This window comes from Pseudomonas sp. GW821-FHT07G06 (assembly GCF_058986625.1).
In genome coordinates, this window is the sequence record NZ_JBYSVW010000001.1 from 410,674 (window position 1) to 434,036 (window position 23,363).

The window sequence follows — 23,363 nt, forward strand, 5'->3', positions numbered from 1 at the left end:
CAGACACATTGATGTTGGATGTGCCGGCGCTTTCGCGAGCAGGCTCGCTCCCACAGAAGACTGTGCAGGTGTCTGTTAAATCACAGGCAAAAAAAAGCCCGATCTCGCTAAAGCGTTCAATCGGGCCAGAGCACTCAGGAGCAAAAAGTGCGAAGGGAGGTTCGATGCGCATACAGGCTTGAAGGGTTGCGCCAGGTCACTAGACCATCCAGCGATTATCTGGCGATTAACGGGTCAGGCCACTTGCGCAAGCCTGGCGTTCGCCTGGTTCAGGCCTTTCTCCTGGAAGTCACCGCCCAGGTTCATGCCTTCGGCGTGGATGAACGTCACGTCGTGGATGCCGATGAAGCCCATGACCTGACGCAGGTACGGTTCCTGGTGATCGGCGGTGCTGCCGGCATAGATGCCGCCCCGAGCCGTCAACACATAGGCGCGCTTGCCTGTGAGGAGGCCTTGCGGACCGGTTTCGGTGTACTTGAAGGTCACGCCGGCACGCAGCACGTGGTCGAGCCAGGCTTTCAGGGTGCTGGGGATCGCAAAGTTGTACATGGGTGCGGCCATGACCAGTACATCGGCGGCGAGCAATTCGTCGGTCAACTGGTTGGAGCGTTCCAGGGACGCCTGTTCGATGTCGCTGCGCTGCTCGGCGGGTTTCATCCAGCCACCCAGCAGGTTGATATCCAGGTGCGGCACCGGCTTGACGGCCAGGTCCCGGACAGTGATCTGGTCATTCGGGTGAGCGGCTTTCCACTGGCTGATGAAGGTCTGGGTCAGTTGACGGGAAACCGAGTCTTGCTGACGGGCACTGCTTTCGATGATCAGAACGCGGGACATGGGATGTAGCCTCCATCTGAGAATGCTGTAGGTCGATGGAGAGAAGGTTAAACAGAGTCATATCGATGAAAAAGCGCAAATAACTGCTATAACCCATCAATAAATTCGTTTATAAGCTCAACATACCCTGTGGGAGCGAGCCTGCTCGCGAATAGGCCGCGTCAGTCGACATCAACGTTGAATGACACACCGCCTTCGCGAGCAGGCTCGCTCCCACAGAAGATTGCCGTCATTTCGGGGTGCAGCTCAGCTCGATACGCAGCTTGATGATGTTGCGGCTGAATTTGGCGGTGGCATTTTTGTGCTTGCCGGCCGGTACGTCGATCTTGCGGGTACGCGGGGCTTCCGGGCCATTGATGAAGACGGCCTTGCAGCTTGCATCGACGTCGCCGTAGTTGGCCACCTGGATGGAGCCGATGTCGCTATCCGTGTCGTAGGTCTGGTAATCGATCTTCATGCCGTTCAGGTCTTTCTTCACATCGATCGGGTAAGCCATCGCCGTCAGCGGCAGCAGCGCCAGCAGCACACAACAGATTTTTTTCATTCAGCAGCCTCCAGTAAGGGTTGCCAGCTTAGGACAAGAGGAGCTCAACATGAAAGCGCCCCGCGTGACCCTTGATCAATGGCGAACGCTGCAAGCCGTGGTCGATCACGGTGGTTTCGCCCAGGCCGCCGAGGCGCTGCATCGCTCGCAATCATCGGTCAGCTACACCGTGGCACGCATGCAGGATCAGCTCGGCGTGCCGCTGCTGCGCATCGACGGACGCAAGGCCGTGCTGACCGAAGCCGGCGGCGTGCTGTTGCGCCGCTCCCGGCAACTGGTGAAACAGGCCAGCCAACTCGAAGACCTGGCCCATCATATGGAACAGGGCTGGGAAGCCGAAGTGCGCCTGGTGGTCGATGCCGCTTACCCAAGCGCCCGCCTCGTCCGCGCCTTGACCGCGTTCATGCCGCAAAGCCGTGGCTGCCGGGTGCGCCTGCGTGAGGAAGTGCTGTCGGGCGTGGAGGAAGTCCTGCTCGAAGGCGTCGCCGACCTGGCCATCACGGGCTTCAGTATTCCCGGTTACCTGGGCGCGGAATTGAGCGACGTCGAGTTCGTTGCGGTCGCCCACCCGGAGCATCCCCTGCACCGCCTCAACCGCGAACTGAGCTTCCAGGATCTGGAAAGCCAGATGCAAGTGGTGATCCGCGACTCGGGCCGCCAGCAACCACGGGACGTCGGCTGGCTCGGAGCCGAACAGCGCTGGACCGTCGGCAGCCTGGCCACCGCCGCGACCTTCGTCAGCAGCGGCCTGGGTTTTGCCTGGTTGCCCCGGCACCTGATCGAACGGGAACTCAAGGAAGGTACGCTCAAGCTGCTACCGTTGGATCAGGGCGGTAGCCGCAACCCGAGCTTCTACCTGTATTCGAACAAGGACAAACCGCTGGGACCGGCCACGCAGATTCTCATCGAACTGCTGCGCACCTTTGACACCGCACCACTGGACGCCCCGTTCGCCGCCCCCGAACAAGCCTGACACGGAGTGTATGCATGGCCTATTTCGAACACGAAGGTTGCAACCTGCACTATGAGGAATATGGCCACGGCACGCCGCTGCTGCTGGTCCACGGCCTCGGTTCCAGCACCCTGGACTGGGAAAAGCAGATCCCGGCACTGGCCACCCGCTACCGGGTGATCGTCCCGGATGTACGCGGTCACGGCCGTTCGGACAAACCCCGGGAGCGCTACAGCATTGCCGGTTTCAGCGCTGACCTGATCGCGCTGATCGAGCACCTCAATCTCGGTCCGGCACACTATGTCGGTTTGTCCATGGGCGGCATGATCGGCTTCCAGCTGGGTGTGGACCAGCCGACACTGCTCAAGAGCCTGTGCATCGTCAACAGTGCGCCAGAGGTCAAACTGCGCAGCCGCGACGATTACTGGCAGTGGTTCAAGCGCTGGAGCCTGATGCATGCACTCAGCCTGCGCACCATCGGCAAGGCATTGGGCAGCAAGTTGTTCCCGAAGCCCGAGCAGGCCGACTTGCGACAAAAAATGGCCGAGCGCTGGGCAAAAAACGACAAACATGCTTATCTCGCCAGCTTCAATGCCATTGTTGGCTGGGGGGTCCAGGAACGACTTTCCAAGGTCACCTGTCCAACCCTGATCGTCAGTGCCGACCGTGACTACACACCGGTGGCGCTGAAGGAAAACTACGTAAGACTGCTGCCCGATGCGCGGCTGGTGGTGATCGCCGATTCACGCCACGCCACGCCGCTGGACCAGCCGGAACACTTCAACCAAACGCTGCTGGATTTTCTGACTGCAGTCGACACCACCACTCAGGATCACTGACCCATGCTGAAAAAAATCGCCCTCGCCGCTGGCACCGTCCTGTTTGCCGCCAACCTGATGGCCGCAACGCCCGCCAAGGCGCCGCACGTTTTGCTGGAAACCACCAACGGCCAGATCGAAATCGAACTGGACCCGGTCAAGGCGCCGATCAGTACCAAGAACTTCCTTGAGTACGTCGACAGCGGCTTCTACAACAACACGATTTTCCACCGCGTGATCCCCGGCTTCATGGTTCAGGGCGGTGGTTTCACCCAGGCCATGCAGCAAAAAGACACCAAGGCGCCGATCAAGAACGAACACAACAACGGCCTGGTCAACGTTCGCGGCACCTTGTCCATGGCCCGTACCTCGGTGCCTGACTCGGCCACCAGCCAGTTCTTCATCAACGTCAAGGACAACGACTTCCTTGACCAGGGTGACGGCTACGCCGTGTTCGGCAAAGTGGTCAAAGGCATGGACGTGGTCGACATCATCGTCAATTCGCCAACCACCGTTCGTAGCGGCATGAAGGACGTGCCGGCCGACCCGGTGTTCATCAAGTCGGCCAAGCGCATCGACTGAGACTAAGCTGGACAAGGATGTCCGAGCCGTTGCCGGCGTTTGCCGGCAACGCTCAAAACGTTAAAAGGAGAGCCCGCTCGCGGGCGAACAACCCATGCTTTATCGCCGTTTTGAAAAACTGATCGATGTTTTCCGTGAAGCACCGACGGCGTCTCCGCCGGACCGGGTTTTCCCTTTTTATACCTATTACCTCAAGCAGGTCTGGCCGAGCTTCGCCGCCCTGCTGATCGTCGGCCTGATTGGTGCATTGATCGAGGTAGCGCTGTTCAGCTACCTGAGCCGCATCATCGACCTGGCCCAAGGTACGCCGAACATCAATCTGTTCCAGGAACATGCCCTCGAACTGACCTGGATGGTGGTGGTGGCGCTGGTGCTGCGCCCCATATTCGTGGGCCTGCATGACCTGCTGGTGCACCAGACCCTGAGCCCCAGCATGACCAGCATGATCCGCTGGCAGAACCACAGCTACGTGCTCAAGCAGAGCCTGAATTTCTTCCAGAACGACTTCGCCGGGCGCATCGCCCAGCGCATCATGCAAACCGGCAACTCGCTGCGTGACTCCGCCGTGCAAGCGGTGGATGCGTTGTGGCATGTGCTGATCTACGCCATCAGTTCGCTGGTGCTGTTCGCCGAAGCCGACTGGCGCCTGATGATCCCGCTGCTGACGTGGATCTTCGCCTTCATCGGCGCCCTCTGGTACTTCGTGCCACGGGTCAAGGATCGCTCGGTGGTGGCGTCCGATGCGCGCTCCAAACTCATGGGGCGGATTGTCGACGGCTACACCAACATCACCACCCTGAAGCTGTTCGCCCACACTAACTTCGAGCAGCAATACGCCCGCGAAGCGATCAAGGAACAGACCGAAAAAGCCCAACTGGCCGGCCGCGTGGTCACCAGCATGGACGTGGTCATCACCAGCATGAACGGCCTGCTGATCGTCTGCACCACCGGTCTGGCCCTGTGGCTGTGGACGCAGTCGCTGATCAGCGTGGGGGCAATCGCCCTGGCCACCGGCCTGGTGATCCGCATCGTCAACATGTCCGGCTGGATCATGTGGGTGGTGACCGGCATCTTCGAAAACATCGGCATGGTGCAGGATGGCCTGCAGACCATCTCGCAACCGGTCAGCGTCACCGACCGCGACCAGGCCAAACCCCTGGCGGTAGCCCGTGGAGAAGTGCGTTTCGAGCAGGTGGACTTCCACTACGGCAAGCAGAGCGGGATCATCGGCGGCCTCAACCTGACCATCAAGGCTGGCGAAAAAATCGGCCTGATCGGCCCGTCCGGCGCCGGCAAATCGACCTTGGTGAACCTGCTGTTGCGCCTGTACGACGTCGAAGGCGGACGCATCCTGATCGACGGCCAGAACATCGCCGACGTCAGCCAGGAAAGCCTGCGCGAGCGCATCGGCATGATCACCCAGGACACCTCCCTGCTGCACCGCTCGATCCGTGACAACCTGCTGTACGGCAAACCCGACGCCACCGACGCCCAGCTCTGGGAAGCGGTGCACAAGGCCCGGGCTGACGGATTCATTCCTGCACTGTCGGACGCCGAAGGCCGTAGCGGTTTCGATGCCCATGTCGGTGAGCGCGGGGTGAAACTTTCCGGTGGCCAGCGCCAGCGCATCGCCATTGCCCGTGTGCTGCTCAAGGACGCGCCGATCCTGATCATGGACGAAGCCACCTCGGCGTTGGATTCGGAAGTCGAAGCGGCGATCCAGGAAAGTCTCGAAACCCTGATGCAGGGCAAGACCGTGATCGCCATCGCTCACCGGCTCTCGACCATCGCCCGGATGGACCGGCTGGTGGTGCTGGAAAACGGCAAGATCGCCGAAACCGGAACCCACGCCGAGTTGCTCGCCCATGGCGGCTTGTATGCGCGGTTGTGGCAACACCAGACCGGTGGGTTTGTCGGGATCGATTGAGTCCCGGAACAACACCCCCCTGTGGGAGCGAGCTTGCTCGCGATGACGGAGTGTCAGTCGACAGAAATGGCGTCTGATCCACCGCTATCGCGAGCAAGCTCGCTCCCACAGGGATAAGCGTCATACCGAAGATTGAAAAAACCGCCAGGCCCCGTCAACAACGGGGCCTGGCGGTTTTTTATGCCTGCTGGAATTCTGAAAAAACCGTGCTGTACTCACTTCAACGTTCTGGAGGTGGTTCTGCAGTCCATCGGCTGGAGGCTCAAGGCAGCATAATCTCGAAAGGGCACTCTCTTATGTCTCTGTTAAAACGTTCGGCGACTGAGTTGGTAGGTACGTTCTGGCTGGTATTGGGTGGTTGCGGCAGTGCGGTGTTGGCGGCGGCTTTTCCAGAGGTGGGGATCGGCTTGCTCGGGGTGTCCTTCGCGTTTGGCCTGACCGTGCTGACCATGGCCTTCGCCATCGGCCATATTTCCGGCTGTCATCTCAATCCTGCGGTATCCCTCGGCCTGGTGGTGGGTGGGCGGTTTCCGGCCAAGGAGTTGCCGGCCTACATCATTGCCCAGGTCATTGGCGGCGTGATTGCTGCCGCCCTGCTGTACTTCATTGCCAGCGGCAAACCCGGTTTCGAACTGGCGGGAGGTCTTGCTTCCAACGGCTACGGCGAACACTCGCCTGGCGGCTATTCGATGGCAGCAGGATTTGTCTGTGAACTGGTGATGACCGCGATGTTCATCCTGATCATCCTCGGCGCCACCGATAAACGTGCACCGGCAGGACTGGCGCCGATCGCCATCGGCCTGGGGCTGACGCTGATCCACCTGATCTCGATCCCGGTCACCAACACCTCGGTCAATCCCGCGCGCAGCACCGGCCCGGCGCTGATCGTCGGCGGCTGGGCGATTCAACAACTGTGGATGTTCTGGGTCGCCCCCCTGCTCGGCGCAGTGGTCGGCGGCGTGCTGTATCGCTGGCTGGGCAAGGAAGACAACTGACACGCCATACGGTGAAGATCAGCCTTGTCGATAAGGCAAGGCTGACTTCGCATCCTCTGCATAAGCCAACACTCCCAGCCGCTCCTGCTCCAAAAAGTCTTTCACCGCCGCCTTCAACCCCGGATGCCGCAGGTAGTGCCAGGAATGGGTGATGACGGGCTCGAATCCACGAATCAGTTTGTGCTCGCCTTGCGCACCGGCATCGAAACGCTGGAAACCGTTGGCGATGGCGTAGTCCATCCCCTGGTAGAAACAGGTCTCGAAATGCAGGCGATCGAACTCCGCCAGGCATCCCCAGTAACGGCCATAAAAGCTGTCGCCCCCCACCAGACTGAACGCCATCGCCACTGGCCGTGAACCCTGCCTGGCCAGTACCACACGAATCGACTCCGGCATGCGTTCGGCCAACAGGCTGAAAAACTCCCGCGTCAGATACGGCCTTTGCCGGCGCACCGCGTACGTATTGGCGTAGCAGGCATAGACGAAATCCCATTGCGCCTGACTCAGCTCCCGCCCCTCCAGCCATTCAAACTCGAAGCCCTGGCCGGCCACCTGCTCACGCTCCTTGCGCATCTGTTTGCGCTTGCGCGAACTGAGCACGTCGAGGAAGTCCTGGAAATCCCGGTAGCCGCGATTCTGCCAGTGATACTGACAGCCAACGCGCTGCAGCCAACCGGGCTGTTCGCTCAATGCCGCATCGGTGAATGGATCGGTGAAGTTGATGTGGGCGCTGGAAAGCCCTTCGAGTTCAAGATAGCCCGGCAGGCTTTTCAACAGTTCGAAACCGTCTTCGACCGTGGCCGCCAACAGCCGCGGCCCGCTGACCGGACTGAACGGCACCGCGCTCAACAGTTTGGGGTAGTAATCGATGCCGGCGCGTTCGCAGGCATCGGCCCAGGCGTGATCGAACACGTACTCGCCGTAGGAATGCCACTTGCGATAACCAGGCAGCGCGGCAATCAGGCGCTCACCTTCAACGTGCAGCAGATGCTCCGGCTGCCAGCCGGAATGGGGGCCGACACTGCCGCTGTCTTCCAGTGCGCTCAAAAAAGCGTGACACAGAAAAGGCTGGCTCTCCGGCACCATGGCATCCCAGGTCTGCGGGGCGATTTCTGACAGTTTTTGCAGGCGTTGCAACGGCATCACCGTCCTCACTCTTCATGGCGTGAAAGCCCCGCGAGTATCGCCTATCGCTCCACTTTGCACACGGGCAAAGCGACGACAGCGCTCTAACTCAATGGTTCACGGCAGCTTTGTATCGTCATGGACATGACATCACATTGCCACCGCCCTGTAATAAACCATCGCGATACTGGCGCCTGTTTTTAGAGCGCCGGGTTATACCCGGCCACAGTTTTCCGCCCCTTACGGTCGGTTGTGCCCCGGATGGCTCTGTCATCCCCTCTCATCTTCGGAGATTGATATGCGTCTTGCTTCCACGAAAACTGCGGCGGCCTTGTGCGGTGGCCTGTTGCTGGCCATGAGTGTTCCGGCCAGTGCCGCAGTCGACGCCAAACTGCTCGACATGCTCAAGGCTAACGGCTCGATCACCAACGCGCAGTACAGCGAACTGCAAGCCGAGCTGGCCAGGGATCAGAAAGAACAGCAGATTGCCCGTCAGGCTCAGCAAGAGACCAACGAGCAAATCGCGGCCACCGCGAAGAAAACCGACACACTGAGCGCCTTCGACCAGAAGCTTGCATGGGCTGCCAAGACCCAGTTCAAGGGCGACGTGCGCTTCCGTCAGGAAAACGTCCACAACGATGGCGTGCCAAACAACAAGGACCAGGATCGTCAGCGCATTCGTGCCCGCCTGGGTGCCTACAGCGAAATCAACCCGCAGGTCGACACCGGCATCCGTATCGCCACCGGCAGCAACGACGACGCGCGCTCGACCAACCAGGACCTGAACAACTACTTCGACAAGAAGCAGATCTGGCTGGACCAGGGTTACATCGACTACCACCCGGACGCGATCAAGAACCTGCACCTGGTTGGCGGCAAGATGCCGCAACAATGGGTGAGCATGGGCGACATCATCTGGGATAGCGACATCAACCCGGAAGGCCTGGCCGTCACCTACAAATACCCGTTGAGCGGCAGCACCGAGCTGTTCGGTAGCGCCGGTCACTACACCCTCAAGGACAACGTCGACGGCGAAGGCGTGCAATTCAAGCACGACCTGCGTCTGTACGCAGGCCAGTTGGGTGCGCGCTTCGCCATCACCGACAGCATGAAAATGACCTTGGGCGGTAGTCTCTACGCCTACGACAACGATGACAGCAGCGCCTGCCCGACCTCGGGTACCGTTACTGCGCCATGCGCACTGGCCGTCAACGGCAACAGCCCGGGCGAACAGTTCAAACTGTACGAAGGCTTTGGTCAGCTGGACTTCAGCAACCTGCCAGTTCCACTGTCGATCTACGGTCAGTACGTCAACAACACCGATGCCAGCAACGACCAGGACACTGGCTGGCTGGCCGGTGTGAAGTCCAAGCTCTACGGCTTCAACGTGGACTACAACTACCGCGATGTGCAGCGTAACGCTGTGGTGGGTGCCTTCACCGACTCCGACTTCGCCAACGGCTTCACCGGTTCGCGCGGCAGCAAGCTGAAAGTGAGCTACGACCTGGACAAGAACTTTGCCCTGGGCGCGACCTACTACATGGCGACCTCGGACCAGACCAACGCCAACATCAACAAGAAGGATTCGGACATCAACACCCTGCAACTGGATGCCGAAGCCAAGTTCTGATTCACCCCGCTACACGACTCGGGCAAGGAAGCCCGGGCCCCTTTTACAGCCTGGCGTTGATGTATCGGTCCCCATCATCCTCCGATGCATCGACGCGAGACTGTTTTCTCTCCCGCAAAAAAAGATCGCAGCCTGCGGCAGCTCCTACAGGACCGGATTCACCGCAATATCACGTTGAAACCCAATCCTGTAGGAGCTGCCGCAGGCTGCGATCTTTTTAAGCCACAGACTCAGCGCTTGCGCAGCAACACGCTACCGATCGAATAACCGGCGCCGAACGAGCTGAGCACCGCCAGCGAACCGGCGGCCAGATCGTCCTGGTTCTTGTGGAACGCAATCACGGAGCCGGCGGAACTGGTGTTGGCGTAGGTGTCGAGAATCACCGGGGCTTCCTGTTCGGTCGCATCGCGGCCCAGCAGTTTCTTGACGATCAGGTGGTTCATGCTGAGGTTGGCCTGGTGCAGCCAGAAGCGTTTCACGTCGCTGATATTGAGCTGGTTCTCTTGCAGATGCTCAGCGATCAGCTCGGCCACCATCGGGCAGACTTCCTTGAACACCTTGCGGCCTTCCTGCACGAACAGCTTGTCCTTGGCGCCGATGCCCTCTTCCGCCGCGCGGTTGAGGAAACCGAAGTTGTTGCGGATGTTGTTGGAGAACTTGGTCAGCAGCTTGGTGCTGACGATGTCGAACTGATACTTGGACGTCGCCAGGTCGGCACGCTCGATGATCACCGCGGTGGCGGCATCGCCGAAGATGAAGTGGCTGTCGCGGTCACGGAAGTTCAGGTGGCCGGTGCAGACTTCCGGGTTGACCATCAGGACCGCGCGGGCCTGGCCCAGTTGCACGCTGTTGGCAGCGGTCTGGATACCGAAGGTCGCCGAGGAGCACGCCACGTTCATGTCGAAACCGAAACCCTGGATGCCCAGCGCTTCCTGGACTTCGATGGCAATGGCCGGGTAGGCACGTTGCAGGTTGGAGCAGGCGACGATCACGCCGTCGATATCCGCTGCAGTCTTGCCGGCACGCTGCAGGGCTTGTTCGGCCGCGCCGATTGCCATCTGGCACAGCACCGACCACTCGTCGTTGGAACGCTCCGGCAGGCGCGGGGCCATGCGTTGCGGGTCGAGAATGCCGTCCTTGTCCATGACAAAGCGGCTCTTGATGCCGGAGGCTTTTTCGATGAATGCGGCGCTGGACTCGGTCAATGCCTGAACTTCACCGCGTGCGATGGCGTCGGCGTTGTCGGCGTTGAATTGCGCGACGTAAGTATTGAAAGACTGGACCAGCTCTTCATTGGAAATGCTGTTGGCCGGGGTGTACAGGCCGGTGCCACTGATGACAACGTTATGCATGGTCGTGTCTCTAATCTGTTCAGGCAGAAAGCATTGGCACCGTCGTACCAACACACAAAGGGTCTATTCCTATCCAGGGGACGCAAACCTGGCATCGCTTTATTCCGGACCTGCCCGTAACCGTGAAGGCTCAAAACCGCGGGGCCGGTGTTTATAGGCGCGAAGTTTGCCATAAACATTGGGTTTTGGCGCCTTTTTGCTGGATGAACCCTACCTGCGGGCCATGCAAAACTGTGGGAGCGAGCTTGCTCGCGATTGCGTCCTGACAGGCAACATAGATGTTGAATGTGATGCCCCCATCGCGAGCAAGCTCGCTCCCACAGGGTATTGCACCAGCCTCGAGCCTACGGTTCGACTTGCGACCACTGCTTGTTCAGGCGCTTGTCGGAAATCGGCACCTTGGTTCCCAGCTGTTGCGCAAACAGCGAAACCCGGTACTCCTCCAGCCACCAGCGATACAACTCCAGCTGCGGATCGCGCTTGCCTTCCTGGGCATGTTTATTGGCGCGGGTCTGGTATTGCGTCCACAGGCCGCTCAATTCGCCGCTCCAGACCCGGTCGCGCTGCACCTGGGCAGCGATTTTTTCGAAACGCTGCTCAATGGCCTTGAGGTAACGCGGCAATTCCTTGAGCCACTGCATCGGTGTTTCCCGGACAAACCCCGGATAGACCAGGTGACTGAGCTGCTGCTTGATGTCGTTCAGGGCCACGGCCTGCGCCAGGTCGATCTTGCCCTTGAAGCGTTTTTGCAGACCATGCCAGAGCTTGAGGATTTCCAGGGTCAGCTTCGCCACACGCTCGGCGTGCTCGGTCCAGGCGCCACGCTTGCGTTCGGCCAGGGACGCCAATCCGGCGCCATCGCGTGGTAGCGGGTCTTCGCCTTCAAGAATGCAGCTGTCGAGGCTGGCCAGCAGAATGTCTTCCACCAGCGCATCGACACGCCCCATGTCGCGGTACAACAGGCCCAGTTCGGTCAGGCCCGGCAACTTGCCACGGAGGAATTTTGCCGACTCGGCCAGTTGCTGCATCAGCAGGCGTTGCAGGGCACGGCGATGCTGGAACTCGGCTTCGGCCGGGGTCGAGAAACGCCCTTCCTTGACCGTGCCGGCTTCTTCCACCAGTGCCGGATAAACCGTCATCGACAGTCCGGCGATCTTCTGCTGGGTTTTCTCGGCCACGGCGGCGAAGACTTTCGGCTCCACCGGCTGCTGGCTCTTCGCGGTTTGCGGCACCGCCAATGCGGCCTGGCTGGCTTCGGCGAAACGCGCCGTCAGTTCGGCCAGATCGCGCCCCTCACCGAGGAACTTGCCCTGGCCGTCGACGATTTCCAGGTTCATCCGCAGATGGCTTTCGACCTGCTGCGCCGCCTCGGCCCAGGCTTCATCGCTGACCCGCGCACCGGTCATGCGCAGCAACTCGCGACCCAAGGCCTGGGGCAGCGAGCCCTCGGCAAAGGTCATGCGCTGCAAGGCGGCCTTGACGAAATCCGGCACCGGCACGAAATTCTTGCGCAGGGCCTTGGGCAGGTTGCGCACCAGGGCAATGCACTTGGCTTCGATGACACCCGGCACCAGCCAGTCCAGGCGTTCCGGCGGCAGCATCGGCAACAGCGGTGCCGGCACGCGCAGGGTCACGCCGTCCCGTGGATGGTTGGGCTCGAAGTGGTAGCTGAGGACCAACTCCAGATCGCCGATGTGCAGCGTATCCGGGTAATGCTGCGCGGTGACCTCACTGGCTTCACGGGCCAGCACGTCTTCTTCGCGCATGATGAGCAGCTGCGGATCTTTCTGGCTGTTGATCCGGTACCAGCTGTCGAAAGTCGCCGTCTGATGGATCTCCGCCGGCAACCGCGCATCGTAGAAGGCGTACAGGGTTTCTTCATCAGCCAGGATATCGCGACGGCGGGCCTTGGCTTCCAGTTCGTCGAGTTGTTCCAGCAACTGTTTGTTGGCCGTCAGGCACTTGGCCTTGGACTGAATCTCGCCGCGCACCAGCGCTTCGCGGATAAACAATTCGCGCGAAACCACCGGGTCCACCGGACCGTAATGCACCGGTCGCCGGCCGACCACGATCAACCCGAACAGGGTGATCTGCTCGAACGCAACCACCTGGCCGCGCTTCTTCTCCCAGTGCGGTTCGAAGTGGTTTTTCTTGATCAGGTGCCCGGCGAGCGGTTCGATCCAGTCGGCGTCGATCTTCGCCACCATGCGCGCGTAGAGCTTGGTGGTTTCCACCAGCTCGGCGGTCATCAGCCACTGCGGACGCTTCTTGCCGATGCCCGACGACGGGTGAATCCAGAACCGCCGCTGACGCGCGCCAAGGTAATCGCCCTCTTCGGTTTTCTGGCCGATCTGGCTGAGCAACCCCACCAGCACCGCTTTGTGCAGTTTCGGGTAATCCGCGGGCTCTTTATTGAGGCTCAACTGCATGTCGCGACAGATCAGGCTCAGCTGGCGATGGGAGTCGCGCCATTCGCGCAGGCGCAGGTAATTCAGGAAATTCTTGCGGCACCAGTTGCGCAGCGGGTTGGCGGTCAGCGCCTGGCGTTGCTCTTCGAATCCGCGCCACAGGTTGACCAGACCGGCGAAGTCCGAGTCTGCGTCTTTCCACTGGGCGTGGGCCTGATCCGCCGCTTGCTGACGCTCCGGTGGCCGTTCGCGCGGGTCCTGGATCGACATGGCGCTGGCGACGATCAGCACTTCCTGCAAGCTGCCGAGCTTCGCCGCTTCCAGCAACATGCGCCCCATGCGCGGGTCCACCGGCAGCCGCGCCAATTGGCGACCGAGGGGCGTCAACTGGCTGTTGCGATCCACCGCCGAGAGTTCCTGCAGCAGGTTGTAACCGTCGCTGATGGCCTTGCCATCCGGCGGCTCGATGAACGGGAATGCGCTGACCTCGCCAAGGCGCAGGTGCAACATCTGCAAAATGACCGCCGCGAGGTTGGTCCGCAGGATTTCCGGATCGGTAAATTCCGGGCGACCGAGGAAATCCTCTTCGCTGTACAAGCGCACGCAGATGCCCGGCTCGACCCGTCCGCAACGGCCCTTGCGCTGGTTGGCGCTGGCCTGGGAAACGGCTTCGATCGGCAGGCGCTGGACTTTGGCCCGGTAGCTGTAACGACTGATGCGCGCGGTGCCGCTGTCGATCACGTAGCGGATGCCCGGTACGGTCAGCGAGGTTTCCGCGACGTTGGTCGCCAGTACCACGCGTCGCCCTGGGTGCGACTGGAAAATCCGCTGCTGCTCGGCCGGCGACAGGCGCGCGTACAACGGCAGGATTTCAGTGTGTTTGAGCTGGGCCTTGCGCAACATGTCGGCGGCGTCGCGAATCTCGCGCTCTCCGGGCAGGAACACCAGCACGTCACCGGGACTGCGGCGCTCACTGCGCTCATAAGCGGCGATTTCGTCGAGGGTGGCGAGGATCGCCTGATCCACCGTCAGGTCGTCCTCGACGCGGTTACCCTCTTCGTCCTGCTCAAGCGTCAGCGGGCGATACCAAGTGTCCACCGGGAAAGTACGGCCGGACACCTCGACAATCGGCGCGTCGTCGAAGTGTTTGGAGAAACGCTCCAGGTCGATGGTCGCCGAGGTGATGATGACCTTCAGGTCCGGGCGGCGCGGCAGCAGGGTTTTCAGGTAGCCGAGCAGGAAGTCGATGTTGAGGCTGCGTTCGTGGGCTTCGTCGACGATGATCGTGTCGTAGCGTTCCAAATAGCGGTCGTTCTGGGTTTCCGCCAGCAGGATGCCGTCGGTCATCAGTTTGATCAGGGTATTGGAATCGCTCTGGTCCTCGAAGCGCACCTGATAGCCGACCAGTGCACCCAGCGGTGTACCGAGTTCTTCGGCAACCCGGCTGGCCACGCTGCGCGCCGCGATCCGCCGTGGTTGGGTGTGACCGATCAAGCCATGCTGGCCGCGACCGATCTCCAGGCAGATCTTCGGTAACTGGGTGGTTTTACCCGAACCGGTCTCGCCGGCGATGATCAGCACCTGGTGCTTTTCCAGCGCCTTCTTGATTTCGTCGCGCTTGGCGGCAATCGGCAAACTGTCGTCGTAACGAATCACCGGCAGGCTGGCGCGACGCGCCAGCACCTGCTCACAGGACGCCTGCATGCGCGCCACCCACTGGCCGAGCTTGGCCTCGTCGGGTTTCTTGCGCAGCTCAAGCAACTGCCGCCGCAGCCGGTGGCGGTCGGCGAGCATGGCGTGATCGAGGTTTTTCAGCAGTTTGTCGATGGAGGGCGATTCGTCGGTCATCGGGTACGCAATTCAGTCGTCTAGTGGCGCAGGGTGGCGATTGTCGCAGATTTTACGACCGCTGCGCGGCCGATCGCGAGCAAGCTCGCTCCCACATGGGATCTATAGCGACCACAAAATCGGGGCACGCCACGGTCAAATGTGGGAGCGAGCTTGCTCGCGATCGATTGCGAAGCAATCGCAGAGAACTACTCGTTATCGAGGCCTTTGCGCCGATACGGGAACACATCAATCACCTTCCCCGCGCGAATCGCCTCCTGCAGGCTCTTCCAGTAATCGGCGTTGTACAGCTCGCCATGCAACTGATCGAACAACCGGCGCTGCCCCGAGTCGGCAAACAGGAACGGCGGAAATTCTTCCGGGAACACATCCAGCGGCCCGATCGAGTACCAGGGTTCGGACGCCATCTCGTCTTCCGGCGTGCGCGGTTGTGGGATGTGGCGGAAGTTGGCCTCGGTGAGAAAGCAGATTTCGTCGTAGTCGTAGAACACCACCCGACCGTGACGGGTGACGCCAAAGTTCTTGAGCAGCATGTCACCGGGAAAGATGTTGGCCGCCGCCAGTTGCTTGATCGCCAGGCCGTAATCTTCCAGGGCTTCGCGCACCTGCGCTTCGTTGGCGTTTTCCAGGTACAGGTTAAGCGGGGTCATGCGCCGTTCGGTCCAGCAGTGACGGATCAGTACCGTGTCGCCTTCCACCGACACCGTGGACGGCGCGACGTCCAGCAATTCCTCCAGGCACGCCGGGTCGAACTTGCTCAGTGGAAAACGGAAGTCGGCGAATTCCTGGGTATCGGCCATGCGCCCGACGCGGTCGACGCTTTTCACCAGGCGGTACTTTTCGATCACCGTGGCGCGGTCGACGTTTTTCGACGGCGAGAAACGGTCCTTGATGATTTTGAACACGGTGTTGAACCCCGGCAGGGTGAACACGCTCATGACCATGCCGCGCACGCCGGGGGCCATGATGAACTGGTCGTCGGTGTTGGCCAGGTGATTGATCAGCGCCCGGTAGAACTCCGACTTGCCGTGCTTGTAGAAGCCGATCGAGGTGTACAGCTCGGCGATGTGCTTGCCCGGCAGGATGCGCCGCAGGAAGCCGATGAATTCCGCCGGCACCGGCACATCCACCATGAAGTACGAGCGAGTGAAGGAGAAAATGATCGACACGTCCGCTTCGTCGGTGATCAGCGCATCGATCTGGATGCCGCGACCTTCGAGGTGCAGCAACGGAATTGCCAGCGGCCATTGCTCGTCGGCGGTGTAGATGCGCCCCACCAGGTACGCACCTTTATTGCGGTACAGCACCGAGGAAAACAGCTCGACGCTCAACTCCGGGTCCTTGCACACCCAGTCCGGCAGGTTCTCGCGCAGTTGCGCTTCGAGGCGTTTCAGGTCACCGGACAGGTCGGCGTAATCCTCGCTGAAGCGGTAGTCGGCGAAGATGCTGGCAAGCATCGCCGACAGTTGGCCTTGCGGCTTGTAGGTGCGGGTTTGCGCGGCCCTTGCCCGGCGCAGGCTCGGCCGGGTGGTGTGGATGAACATGCAGCCGTCGCTGATCAGGTCATGGCTGAACAGCCCGCAGAAGATCGAGTTGTACCAGGTCTCGGACAATTCATCGTCGAAGCGCAGGTCGATCAGGCTGATGTAGGCACTTTTCACCAGTGGCCAGCAGCTGACGTCCAGGGTGTCGGCATCAAACGCGGTGCGCAGCCGCTCCACCGTTTCACTGACTTTATCTTCGTACAGATTGATCCGCGCCGCCGACGCCGATTGCGTCTCTTGCCACCGGGCCTGTTCGAAGCGGGCCCGGGCACCGTCGGTGATCTGCCGGAAATGCTCGCGGTAATCGTCAAAGCCATCGAGGATCAAACGGGCGATGTCGGCGGCTGGCCATTGCTGCGGCATGGTGAGACCTCTGCGGGAATTCGGGAGGCTTGAGCTTAGCCAGTGAACCGGGTGCAGGAGAAGCGTAATTTTCCAGACGCCGCGTCATCGACGCCCTGAAGAGTTCAACGCCCGGTTTTCGGTTGCCATCGATCACACACTCAGCAACACTTTCGCCCCTCCCCTAAGGAAGGACCGCGCTGTGAACCCCGTCGATATTTTCCGTTTACTGTCCCTGGCGGCCATTTGGGGTGCGAGTTTTCTGTTCATGCGCATCATCGCCCCGGTGATCGGCTCCCTGCCCACCGCGTTTTTCCGCGTATCGATTGCCGCCGTTGGGTTGCTGGTGATTCTTGGCCTGATGCGCATCAGCTGGGATTTCAAGGGCAAACTCAAGACCGTGATGCTGCTCGGGGTGATCAACTCCGGCATCCCGGCGACCCTGTACTCCGTTGCCGCGCAGGTGCTGCCTGCCGGTTATTCGTCGATTTTCAATGCCACGACCCCCTTGATGGGCGTGCTGATCGGCGGCCTGTTTTTCCATGAAAGGCTGACTGGCGCCAAGCTCGGCGGCGTGTTCCTGGGGTTGTTCGGCGTGGGCGTGCTGACCCGTGCCGGTCCGGTGGCGTTCGATATGGCACTGCTGATGGGGGCCGTCGCCTGCCTGCTCGCCACCACGTGCTACGGATTTGCCGGATTCCTGGCCCGCCGCTGGCTCGATCAGGCCGGCGGTCTCGATAGTCGTTTGTCGGCACTGGGCAGCATGCTCGGCGCGACTTTGTTCCTGCTGCCGCTGTTCGGTTACAGCGTGATCAGCCAGCCACCGGCGAGCTGGGGCGGCTGGAGCGTGTGGCTGTCGTTGCTGGGCTTGGGGCTGGGCTGCACGGCGTTTGCCTACATTATTTACTTCCGGCTGCTGAGCTCGATCGGTCCGGTGAAATCGATGACCACGACCTTCCTGATCCCGCTGTTTGGCGTGTTGTGGGGAGCGCTGTTTCTCGATGAGCCGCTGTCGATGGCGCATATCTATGGCGGGGTGTTGATTGCGCTGGCGTTATGGCTGGTGTTGAAACCGGCTGCGGTGAAGCCGGGTTTGGTGGCTGAACGGTAGAATGGTTGCGTTGCGGATGACGCCTTCGCGAGCAGGCTCGCTCCCACATTTGATCCGGGGGTTCACAAATCATGTGTTCACCGAAGATCCCTTGTGGGAGCGAGCCTGCTCGCGAAAGCGGCAGATCAGGCACTACAAGGCTGAATCACTCACCTCCCCATCCACCAGCCGCCGAATCCCCAGCGGATTGCCGTTCTGCAACGCCTCCGGCAGCAGCGCGTCCGGATAATTCTGGAAGCACACCGGCCGCAGGAAGCGATCGATCGCCAGGGTGCCAACCGAAGTGCCCCGCGAGTCGGAAGTCGCCGGATACGGCCCGCCATGCACCATCGACTCGCAGACTTCGACCCCGGTCGGATAGCCGTTGAGCAGGATCCGCCCGACCTTCTCTTGCAACAGTTCCGCCAGCCAGCGGTACTCCAGCAGTTCGTCGGCTTCGCCAATCAAGGTCGCGGTCAATTGCCCGCGCAAACCCTGCAATGCTGCCGCCAACTGCGCCCGATCCTCGACCTCGATGACGATGGTGGTGGGCCCGAACACTTCCTCCTGCAGCAATTCATCGCCCTTGAGCAACAGGCCGGCATCGGCCTTGAACACCTGCGGCTGCGCCTGATTGCCCTGTTGCGGCCGGCCCGCCAGATGGCTCAGGCCCGGATGTTCGTGCAGTTCGCCAAGGCCCCGGTTGTAGCTGGCCAGCGTGCCGGCATTGAGCATGGTTTGCGCCGGCTGCTGGTTCATGTGGGCGCAGAACGCCTCAAGAAAAGCACTGAACTGCGGCGAGCGCACACCAATGACCAATCCCGGATTGGTGCAGAACTGGCCACAGCCCAGGGTCACGGAACCTGCCAATTGCGCCGCGATCTGCTCACCGCGCACCTCGAGGGCTTGCGGTAGCAGGAACACCGGATTGATGCTCGACATCTCGGCGAACACCGGGATCGGCTGCGGCCGATTTGCAGCCATGTGGCTCAGGGCATTGCCGCCCTTGAGTGAACCGGTGAAGCCCACCGCCTGAATCGCCGGATGCTTGACCAGCGCTTCACCGACACCGGTGCCGTAGATCATGTTGAACACACCGGCCGGCATACCGGTTTTTTCCGCGGCCCGGATGATCCCGTCAGCCACCCACTGTGCGGTTGCCATGTGCCCGCTGTGGGCCTTGAACACCACCGGGCAACCGGCGGCCAGTGCCGAGGCGGTATCGCCACCGGCGGTGGAAAAGGCCAGCGGGAAGTTGCTCGCACCGAACACCGCTACCGGCCCCAGGGCGATGCGGTACTGACGCAGATCCGGACGCGGCAGCGGCTGGCGATCCGGCAAGGCACGGTCGATGCGCGCACCATAGAAGTCGCCGCGACGCAGCACCTTGGCGAACAGGCGCAACTGGCCGCTGGTGCGGCCACGCTCACCTTGGATACGCCCGGCCGGCAACGCTGTCTCGCGACACACGGTGGCGACAAACTCATCGCCCAACCCGTCGATTTCATCGGCGATGGCGTCGAGAAACCGCGCGCGCTTTTCCGCACTCAGGTTGCGGTAGGTCGGGTATGCCGCAGCCGCCGCCTTGGCAGCGGCATCCACTTCGGCTTCGCTGGCCTGGAAGAAAGTTCCGGGCAAGGGTTCGCCGGTGGTAGCGTCGAGGCTTTGCAACTGCAACGTGCCGTTGGCGCTGCGGCGACCGCCGATGTAGTTGTGTCCAGGAAACAGGCTCATGTGGATTCCTTGATCGATTGCAGACCTACGGGGGTCAGAGTGTGCGTACCTGACCGATAGCCAGCGGCTGGGCGCTCTCGCCGATGCCGTTGACCAAAGGCGCACCGAACTCATCGAGACTGATCTGGAAGCTATCCCCCGGCTGGGTCTTCACACCGTCGGCAAACGACAGCGTGGCGGTACCGAAGTAGTGCACGTGAACATCGCCGGGACGCAAAAACTGCGCGTACTTGAAGTGATGAAATTCGAGATTGGCCAGGCTGTGGCACATGTTGTCTTCGCCGCTGAGAAACTCTTTTTCCCAGATCGTCTGGCCGTTGCGCGTGATGCGGCTGGTGCCGACCAGATGTCTGGGCAACTCACCGACGCGCAGCTCCGGGCCAAAGGAGCAGCAACGCAGTTTCGAATGAGCGAGATACAGGTAGTTGCGCCGCTCCATGACGTGGTCGGAGAACTCGTTACCCAGCGCGTAACCGACACGGTACGGCTGGCCGTCGTCGCCAATCACATACAGGCCGGTCAGTTCCGGCTCCTCACCGGCGTCCTCGGCAAACGGCGGCACCGGGAAATCCGCACCGGGACGCACGACGATGCTGCCGTCGCCCTTGTAGAACCACTCCGGTTGCGCACCGACCAGCTCCGCCGCCGGTTTACCGCCCTCCAACCCCCACTTGAACATGCGCATGGTGTCGGTCATGCCGGCTTCGACTTCACCGTCGTGCTGGTGCATTTTGTCCCGCGTTGCGGCGCTGCCCAGATGGGTCAGGCCGGTACCGCTGATCAGGCAATGGGCCGGGTCTTCGTGGTCCAGCGGCGGCAGGACCTTGTGTTGCTGCAACAGCTGCGCGTAATCCGGACCGGGTTCGGTGCCGCGCCGGGCAATTTCTTCCTGCAGGCTGCGCTGGGCACGGATGGCGGCCAGGGCCAGTTCACGGGTACTGCGGGTATCGCGCAGCACCTGGACCCGAGCGCCCTCAACCACGCCAACCTGGCGTTGCCCGTCGCTGTTTTCAAACTGAATCAGGCGCATGTCGGCCCTCCGAAAAGTCGTGGTGGGCGCCGCGAGAGAGCGGCGCCGGACGGTCACTCGATGATGTTGAAATCGCTCAGGTACTCATCGGAGATTTCCAGGCCCAGGCCCGGCTTGTTGTCATCCAGCTGGATATAGCCGTTGACCGGTTGCGGCTCGCCCTTGAACACGTAGTAGAAGAGTTCGTTGCCGACTTCGACGTCGAACACCGGGAAGAACTCGGCCATCGGCGAAGCCGTGGTGGACATGGTCAGGTGGTAGTTGTGCATCTGCCCGGCATGGGGGATGACCGGCACCGACCAAGCCTCGGCCATGGCGTTGATCTTGCGCGCGGCGGTGATGCCGCCGACGCGGTTGGTGTCGTACTGGATCACGTCGACGGCGCGGCGTTCCAGCAGGTCCTTGAAGCCGTAGGAGGTGAACTCATGCTCGCCGCCGGAGATCGGCATGATCCCCATCTTCTTCAGCTCGATGTAGCCTTCGATGTCGTCGGCGATCACCGGCTCTTCGAGCCAGCGCGGCTCGAACTCGGCGAGTTTCGGCAACATGCGCCGGGCATACTCGAGAGTCCAGCCCATGTAGCATTCGAGCATGATGTCGACGTCGGGACCGGCCAGCTCACGCAGGGCGCGCACTTGTTCGATGTTGCGGCGCATGCCCGCCGGACCATCCTTCGGGCCGTAGCCGAAACGCATCTTCAGCGCGGTGAAACCCTGGCTCAGGTAGCCCTGCGCTTCTTCGAGGAACAGGTCGAGGTTGTCGTTGGCGTAGAGCTTGGACGCGTAGGTCCAGATCTTTTCCTTGGTGCGCCCGCCCAGCAGTTTGAACACCGGCTTGTTCACCGCTTTGCCCATGATGTCCCAGATCGCAATGTCGATGGCCGATATCGCCGCCATGCCGATGCCCTTGCGCCCCCAGGCGTGGCTCTGGCGGTACATTTTCTGCCAGATGTATTCGTTGTCGAACGGGTCTTCGCCAATGGCGATCGGCGCCAGGTAGGTGTCGATGATTTCCTTGGCCACTCGCGGCGCCAGGGCGCAGTTACCGATGCCGACGAGGCCGGTGTCGGTCTCGACTTCCACCACAAGCCAGCCGTGGAAACGGAACGAGCCCATGGCATCGCCGCGCTCGAACAGGATGTCGCTGGCGTTGGTGCAGAAGTGCGCCTGGGGTGGCACGACCTTGCCTTTCCACTCGAAAACGCGGGTACGGATCGCTTTGATTTTCATGAATACAGTTCCTTGCTAACGCTTGGGTAGTGATCAGCCAACCTGAGCCGGTGTGAGCTGCGAGGGGGATTTAGGGGTGTGGGTGGTGCGAAGTCGGGACAGCAGGACGGCGCCGATAATGCCGACCAAGGCCAGGGCGAACATGCCGGCACGCGGGTCTGCAAAACTGCTTTCCATCACGGTTTTCAGATTCGGCGCGACGAAGCCACCCAGGTTGCCGATGGAGTTGATCAGGGCGATCCCGCCCGCCGCGGCGGCGCCGCTCAGGTAGCTGGTGGGGATGGTCCAGAACAGCGGCTGCACCGAGACGAATCCGGCGGCGGCGAAGCAGAACGCGAGCACCACCGGGGCCATGCTCGAACCCAACGCCGAAGCGGCGATACCGAGGGCGGCCATGGTCAGCATGCACACGGCGAGGCGACGGTGCTGGCCGGTACGGTCGGCATAGCGAGTCACGAGGCGGGTCACGATCAACGCGCAGACCCAAGGGATCGCGGTGATCAGGCCAACGTTCAAACCGACGTGGCCATCAAGCAGGCCGGCTATGCGGGTCGGCAGGTAGAACACCACGCCATATACGCTCATCTGGATGGTGAAATACGCCAGGCAGAATTGCAGCACTCGAGGGTTGCGCAAGGCACTGAGGAAGCCGTGGGGACTGCTGTGCTTTTTCTGCGCGTCTTCGTCTGCCAGGGCTTTTTCCAGGGCCTGTTTTTCTTCAACGCTGAGCCAGGTCGCCTCGGTCGGACGGTTGACCAGGTAGAAGTACGCGGCGATGCCGACCACCGAAGCCATCAAGCCTTCGACGACGAACAGCCATTGCCAGTTGGTCAGACCGAACACACCGTGAAATTCCAGCAACCAGCCGGACAACGGACTGCCCAGCACCAGCGCCAGAGGCAGGCCGAAGTAGAACAGGCCCAACGCCTGACCGCGGCTCTGCGCCGGGAACCAATAGGTGAGGTACAGGATGATTCCCGGGAAGAACCCGGCTTCGGCCACCCCCAGCAGGAAGCGCAGTACGTAGAAAGTCTGGGCGTTGTGGGCAAACATCATCGCCGCCGACACCAGGCCCCAAGTGACCATGATCCGGCACAGCCAGACCTTGGCGCCGAGGCGGTGCAGCATGTAGTTGCTCGGCACTTCGAAGAACGCATAACCGATGAAGAAGATGCTCGCGCCGAACGCGAACGCGGCATCGCCCAACCCGGTATCGGCCTGCAACGCCGCTTTGGCGAAGCCAACGTTGGAGCGATCGATGAAGGCCAGGATGTACATCAGAATCAGAAACGGCAGCAGGCGAAGCCGGCTTTTGGAGATAGCGCTGGACAGCGCCAAGACAGAATCTGGACGGGTCATAAGAGTGTTCCTTTGCTGCC

At 61.3% G+C, this 23,363-nt stretch carries 17 protein-coding genes; 7 read left to right on the top strand and 10 right to left on the bottom strand.

Annotated features, from left to right (window positions below; translation table 11 throughout):
- Positions 1-234 precede the first annotated feature (234 nt).
- Both AC3WJW_RS01740 and AC3WJW_RS01745 read right to left on the bottom strand, forming a co-directional pair.
- On the bottom strand, positions 235-834 hold the full coding sequence (locus AC3WJW_RS01740; RefSeq protein ID WP_116580292.1) for an FMN-dependent NADH-azoreductase: 600 nt from the start codon (positions 832-834) through the stop codon (positions 235-237).
- Positions 835-1,063: 229 nt separating this feature from the next.
- Positions 1,064-1,378 carry a hypothetical protein gene (locus tag AC3WJW_RS01745; RefSeq protein ID WP_007972481.1) on the bottom strand — a complete coding sequence of 105 codons (315 nt, stop codon included), beginning with the start codon at positions 1,376-1,378 and terminating at the stop codon, positions 1,064-1,066.
- A 49-nt stretch (positions 1,379-1,427) separates the two neighbouring features.
- Between AC3WJW_RS01745 and AC3WJW_RS01750 the strand changes: the two genes are divergently transcribed.
- The 5 genes from AC3WJW_RS01750 (at position 1,428) to aqpZ (ending at position 6,652) form a co-directional block, all read left to right on the top strand.
- Positions 1,428-2,351, top strand: coding sequence for a PA3225 family LysR-type transcriptional regulator (locus AC3WJW_RS01750; RefSeq protein WP_007972479.1), 924 nt, complete (start codon positions 1,428-1,430; stop codon positions 2,349-2,351).
- 14 nt (positions 2,352-2,365) lie between these two features.
- The gene (locus AC3WJW_RS01755; RefSeq protein WP_493724915.1) at positions 2,366-3,169 is read left to right on the top strand and encodes an alpha/beta fold hydrolase; all 804 of its coding nucleotides are present in this window, start codon (positions 2,366-2,368) and stop codon (positions 3,167-3,169) included.
- Between the two features lie 3 nt (positions 3,170-3,172).
- Entirely contained in the window at positions 3,173-3,730 is a 558-nt protein-coding gene (locus AC3WJW_RS01760) for a peptidylprolyl isomerase A (protein WP_007972474.1), read from the top strand.
- A gap of 94 nt (positions 3,731-3,824) precedes the next feature.
- The gene (locus AC3WJW_RS01765) at positions 3,825-5,657 is read left to right on the top strand and encodes an ABC transporter ATP-binding protein (RefSeq protein ID WP_429395637.1); all 1,833 of its coding nucleotides are present in this window, start codon (positions 3,825-3,827) and stop codon (positions 5,655-5,657) included.
- A gap of 296 nt (positions 5,658-5,953) precedes the next feature.
- Positions 5,954-6,652: an aquaporin Z gene (gene aqpZ, locus AC3WJW_RS01770; protein WP_218477163.1), complete on the top strand. Its 699-nt coding sequence runs from the start codon at positions 5,954-5,956 to the stop codon at positions 6,650-6,652.
- Positions 6,653-6,670: 18 nt separating this feature from the next.
- Here aqpZ and AC3WJW_RS01775 read toward each other — a convergent pair whose 3' ends face one another.
- Positions 6,671-7,795 (bottom strand): GNAT family N-acetyltransferase, encoded by a 1,125-nt coding sequence (locus tag AC3WJW_RS01775; RefSeq protein WP_493724916.1) that lies wholly within the window; start codon positions 7,793-7,795, stop codon positions 6,671-6,673.
- A 280-nt stretch (positions 7,796-8,075) separates the two neighbouring features.
- On the opposite strand from AC3WJW_RS01775, the gene AC3WJW_RS01780 reads away from it, so the two are divergent.
- Positions 8,076-9,407: a putative porin gene (locus AC3WJW_RS01780; RefSeq protein WP_102698949.1), complete on the top strand. Its 1,332-nt coding sequence runs from the start codon at positions 8,076-8,078 to the stop codon at positions 9,405-9,407.
- Between the two features lie 230 nt (positions 9,408-9,637).
- Here the strand turns inward: AC3WJW_RS01780 and AC3WJW_RS01785 are convergent, their stop codons facing one another.
- The 3 genes from AC3WJW_RS01785 to aceK form a co-directional block, all read right to left on the bottom strand.
- Positions 9,638-10,759, bottom strand: coding sequence for a beta-ketoacyl-ACP synthase III (locus AC3WJW_RS01785; protein ID WP_102698950.1), 1,122 nt, complete (start codon positions 10,757-10,759; stop codon positions 9,638-9,640).
- Positions 10,760-11,103: 344 nt separating this feature from the next.
- Positions 11,104-15,015, bottom strand: a complete 3,912-nt coding sequence (gene hrpA / locus AC3WJW_RS01790; RefSeq protein WP_493724917.1) for an ATP-dependent RNA helicase HrpA — start codon at positions 15,013-15,015, stop codon at positions 11,104-11,106.
- Between the two features lie 188 nt (positions 15,016-15,203).
- Positions 15,204-16,922, bottom strand: a complete 1,719-nt coding sequence (gene aceK, locus AC3WJW_RS01795; protein WP_102698952.1) for a bifunctional isocitrate dehydrogenase kinase/phosphatase — start codon at positions 16,920-16,922, stop codon at positions 15,204-15,206.
- Between the two features lie 181 nt (positions 16,923-17,103).
- Here aceK and AC3WJW_RS01800 point away from each other — a divergent pair, with 181 nt between their 5' ends.
- A complete protein-coding gene (locus AC3WJW_RS01800) occupies positions 17,104-18,012 on the top strand; it encodes a DMT family transporter (protein ID WP_126046903.1) in 909 nt (302 codons plus the stop codon).
- A 132-nt stretch (positions 18,013-18,144) separates the two neighbouring features.
- Here AC3WJW_RS01800 and AC3WJW_RS01805 read toward each other — a convergent pair whose 3' ends face one another.
- Genes AC3WJW_RS01805 through AC3WJW_RS01820 form a run of 4 tightly spaced genes read right to left on the bottom strand, consistent with a single transcriptional unit; the run spans position 18,145 to position 23,343 of the window.
- The gene (locus tag AC3WJW_RS01805; protein ID WP_493724918.1) at positions 18,145-19,725 is read right to left on the bottom strand and encodes an aldehyde dehydrogenase (NADP(+)); all 1,581 of its coding nucleotides are present in this window, start codon (positions 19,723-19,725) and stop codon (positions 18,145-18,147) included.
- 34 nt (positions 19,726-19,759) lie between these two features.
- Positions 19,760-20,755 carry an AraD1 family protein gene (gene araD1 / locus AC3WJW_RS01810; RefSeq protein WP_493724919.1) on the bottom strand — a complete coding sequence of 332 codons (996 nt, stop codon included), beginning with the start codon at positions 20,753-20,755 and terminating at the stop codon, positions 19,760-19,762.
- Positions 20,756-20,808: 53 nt separating this feature from the next.
- Positions 20,809-21,984 (bottom strand): L-rhamnonate dehydratase, encoded by a 1,176-nt coding sequence (locus AC3WJW_RS01815; RefSeq protein ID WP_015096352.1) that lies wholly within the window; start codon positions 21,982-21,984, stop codon positions 20,809-20,811.
- 33 nt (positions 21,985-22,017) lie between these two features.
- Positions 22,018-23,343 (bottom strand): MFS transporter, encoded by a 1,326-nt coding sequence (locus AC3WJW_RS01820; protein WP_493724920.1) that lies wholly within the window; start codon positions 23,341-23,343, stop codon positions 22,018-22,020.
- Positions 23,344-23,363: the final 20 nt, after the last annotated feature.

Excerpts from the sequence above, each read along its gene's own strand:
- AC3WJW_RS01805 (WP_493724918.1), bottom strand. The coding sequence starts at position 19,725 with ATGAGCCTGTTTCCTGGACACAACTACATCGGCGGTCGCCGCAGCGCC.
- AC3WJW_RS01780 (WP_102698949.1), top strand. The coding sequence starts at position 8,076 with ATGCGTCTTGCTTCCACGAAAACTGCGGCGGCCTTGTGCGGTGGCCTG.
- AC3WJW_RS01760 (WP_007972474.1), top strand. The coding sequence starts at position 3,173 with ATGCTGAAAAAAATCGCCCTCGCCGCTGGCACCGTCCTGTTTGCCGCC.
- AC3WJW_RS01785 (WP_102698950.1), bottom strand. The coding sequence starts at position 10,759 with ATGCATAACGTTGTCATCAGTGGCACCGGCCTGTACACCCCGGCCAAC.
- aqpZ (WP_218477163.1), top strand. The coding sequence starts at position 5,954 with ATGTCTCTGTTAAAACGTTCGGCGACTGAGTTGGTAGGTACGTTCTGG.
- hrpA (WP_493724917.1), bottom strand. The coding sequence starts at position 15,015 with ATGACCGACGAATCGCCCTCCATCGACAAACTGCTGAAAAACCTCGAT.
- AC3WJW_RS01740 (WP_116580292.1), bottom strand. The coding sequence starts at position 834 with ATGTCCCGCGTTCTGATCATCGAAAGCAGTGCCCGTCAGCAAGACTCG.
- AC3WJW_RS01755 (WP_493724915.1), top strand. The coding sequence starts at position 2,366 with ATGGCCTATTTCGAACACGAAGGTTGCAACCTGCACTATGAGGAATAT.
- AC3WJW_RS01765 (WP_429395637.1), top strand. The coding sequence starts at position 3,825 with ATGCTTTATCGCCGTTTTGAAAAACTGATCGATGTTTTCCGTGAAGCA.
- aceK (WP_102698952.1), bottom strand. The coding sequence starts at position 16,922 with ATGCCGCAGCAATGGCCAGCCGCCGACATCGCCCGTTTGATCCTCGAT.
- AC3WJW_RS01745 (WP_007972481.1), bottom strand. The coding sequence starts at position 1,378 with ATGAAAAAAATCTGTTGTGTGCTGCTGGCGCTGCTGCCGCTGACGGCG.
- AC3WJW_RS01815 (WP_015096352.1), bottom strand. The coding sequence starts at position 21,984 with ATGAAAATCAAAGCGATCCGTACCCGCGTTTTCGAGTGGAAAGGCAAG.
- AC3WJW_RS01820 (WP_493724920.1), bottom strand. The coding sequence starts at position 23,343 with ATGACCCGTCCAGATTCTGTCTTGGCGCTGTCCAGCGCTATCTCCAAA.
- AC3WJW_RS01750 (WP_007972479.1), top strand. The coding sequence starts at position 1,428 with ATGAAAGCGCCCCGCGTGACCCTTGATCAATGGCGAACGCTGCAAGCC.
- araD1 (WP_493724919.1), bottom strand. The coding sequence starts at position 20,755 with ATGCGCCTGATTCAGTTTGAAAACAGCGACGGGCAACGCCAGGTTGGC.
- AC3WJW_RS01775 (WP_493724916.1), bottom strand. The coding sequence starts at position 7,795 with ATGCCGTTGCAACGCCTGCAAAAACTGTCAGAAATCGCCCCGCAGACC.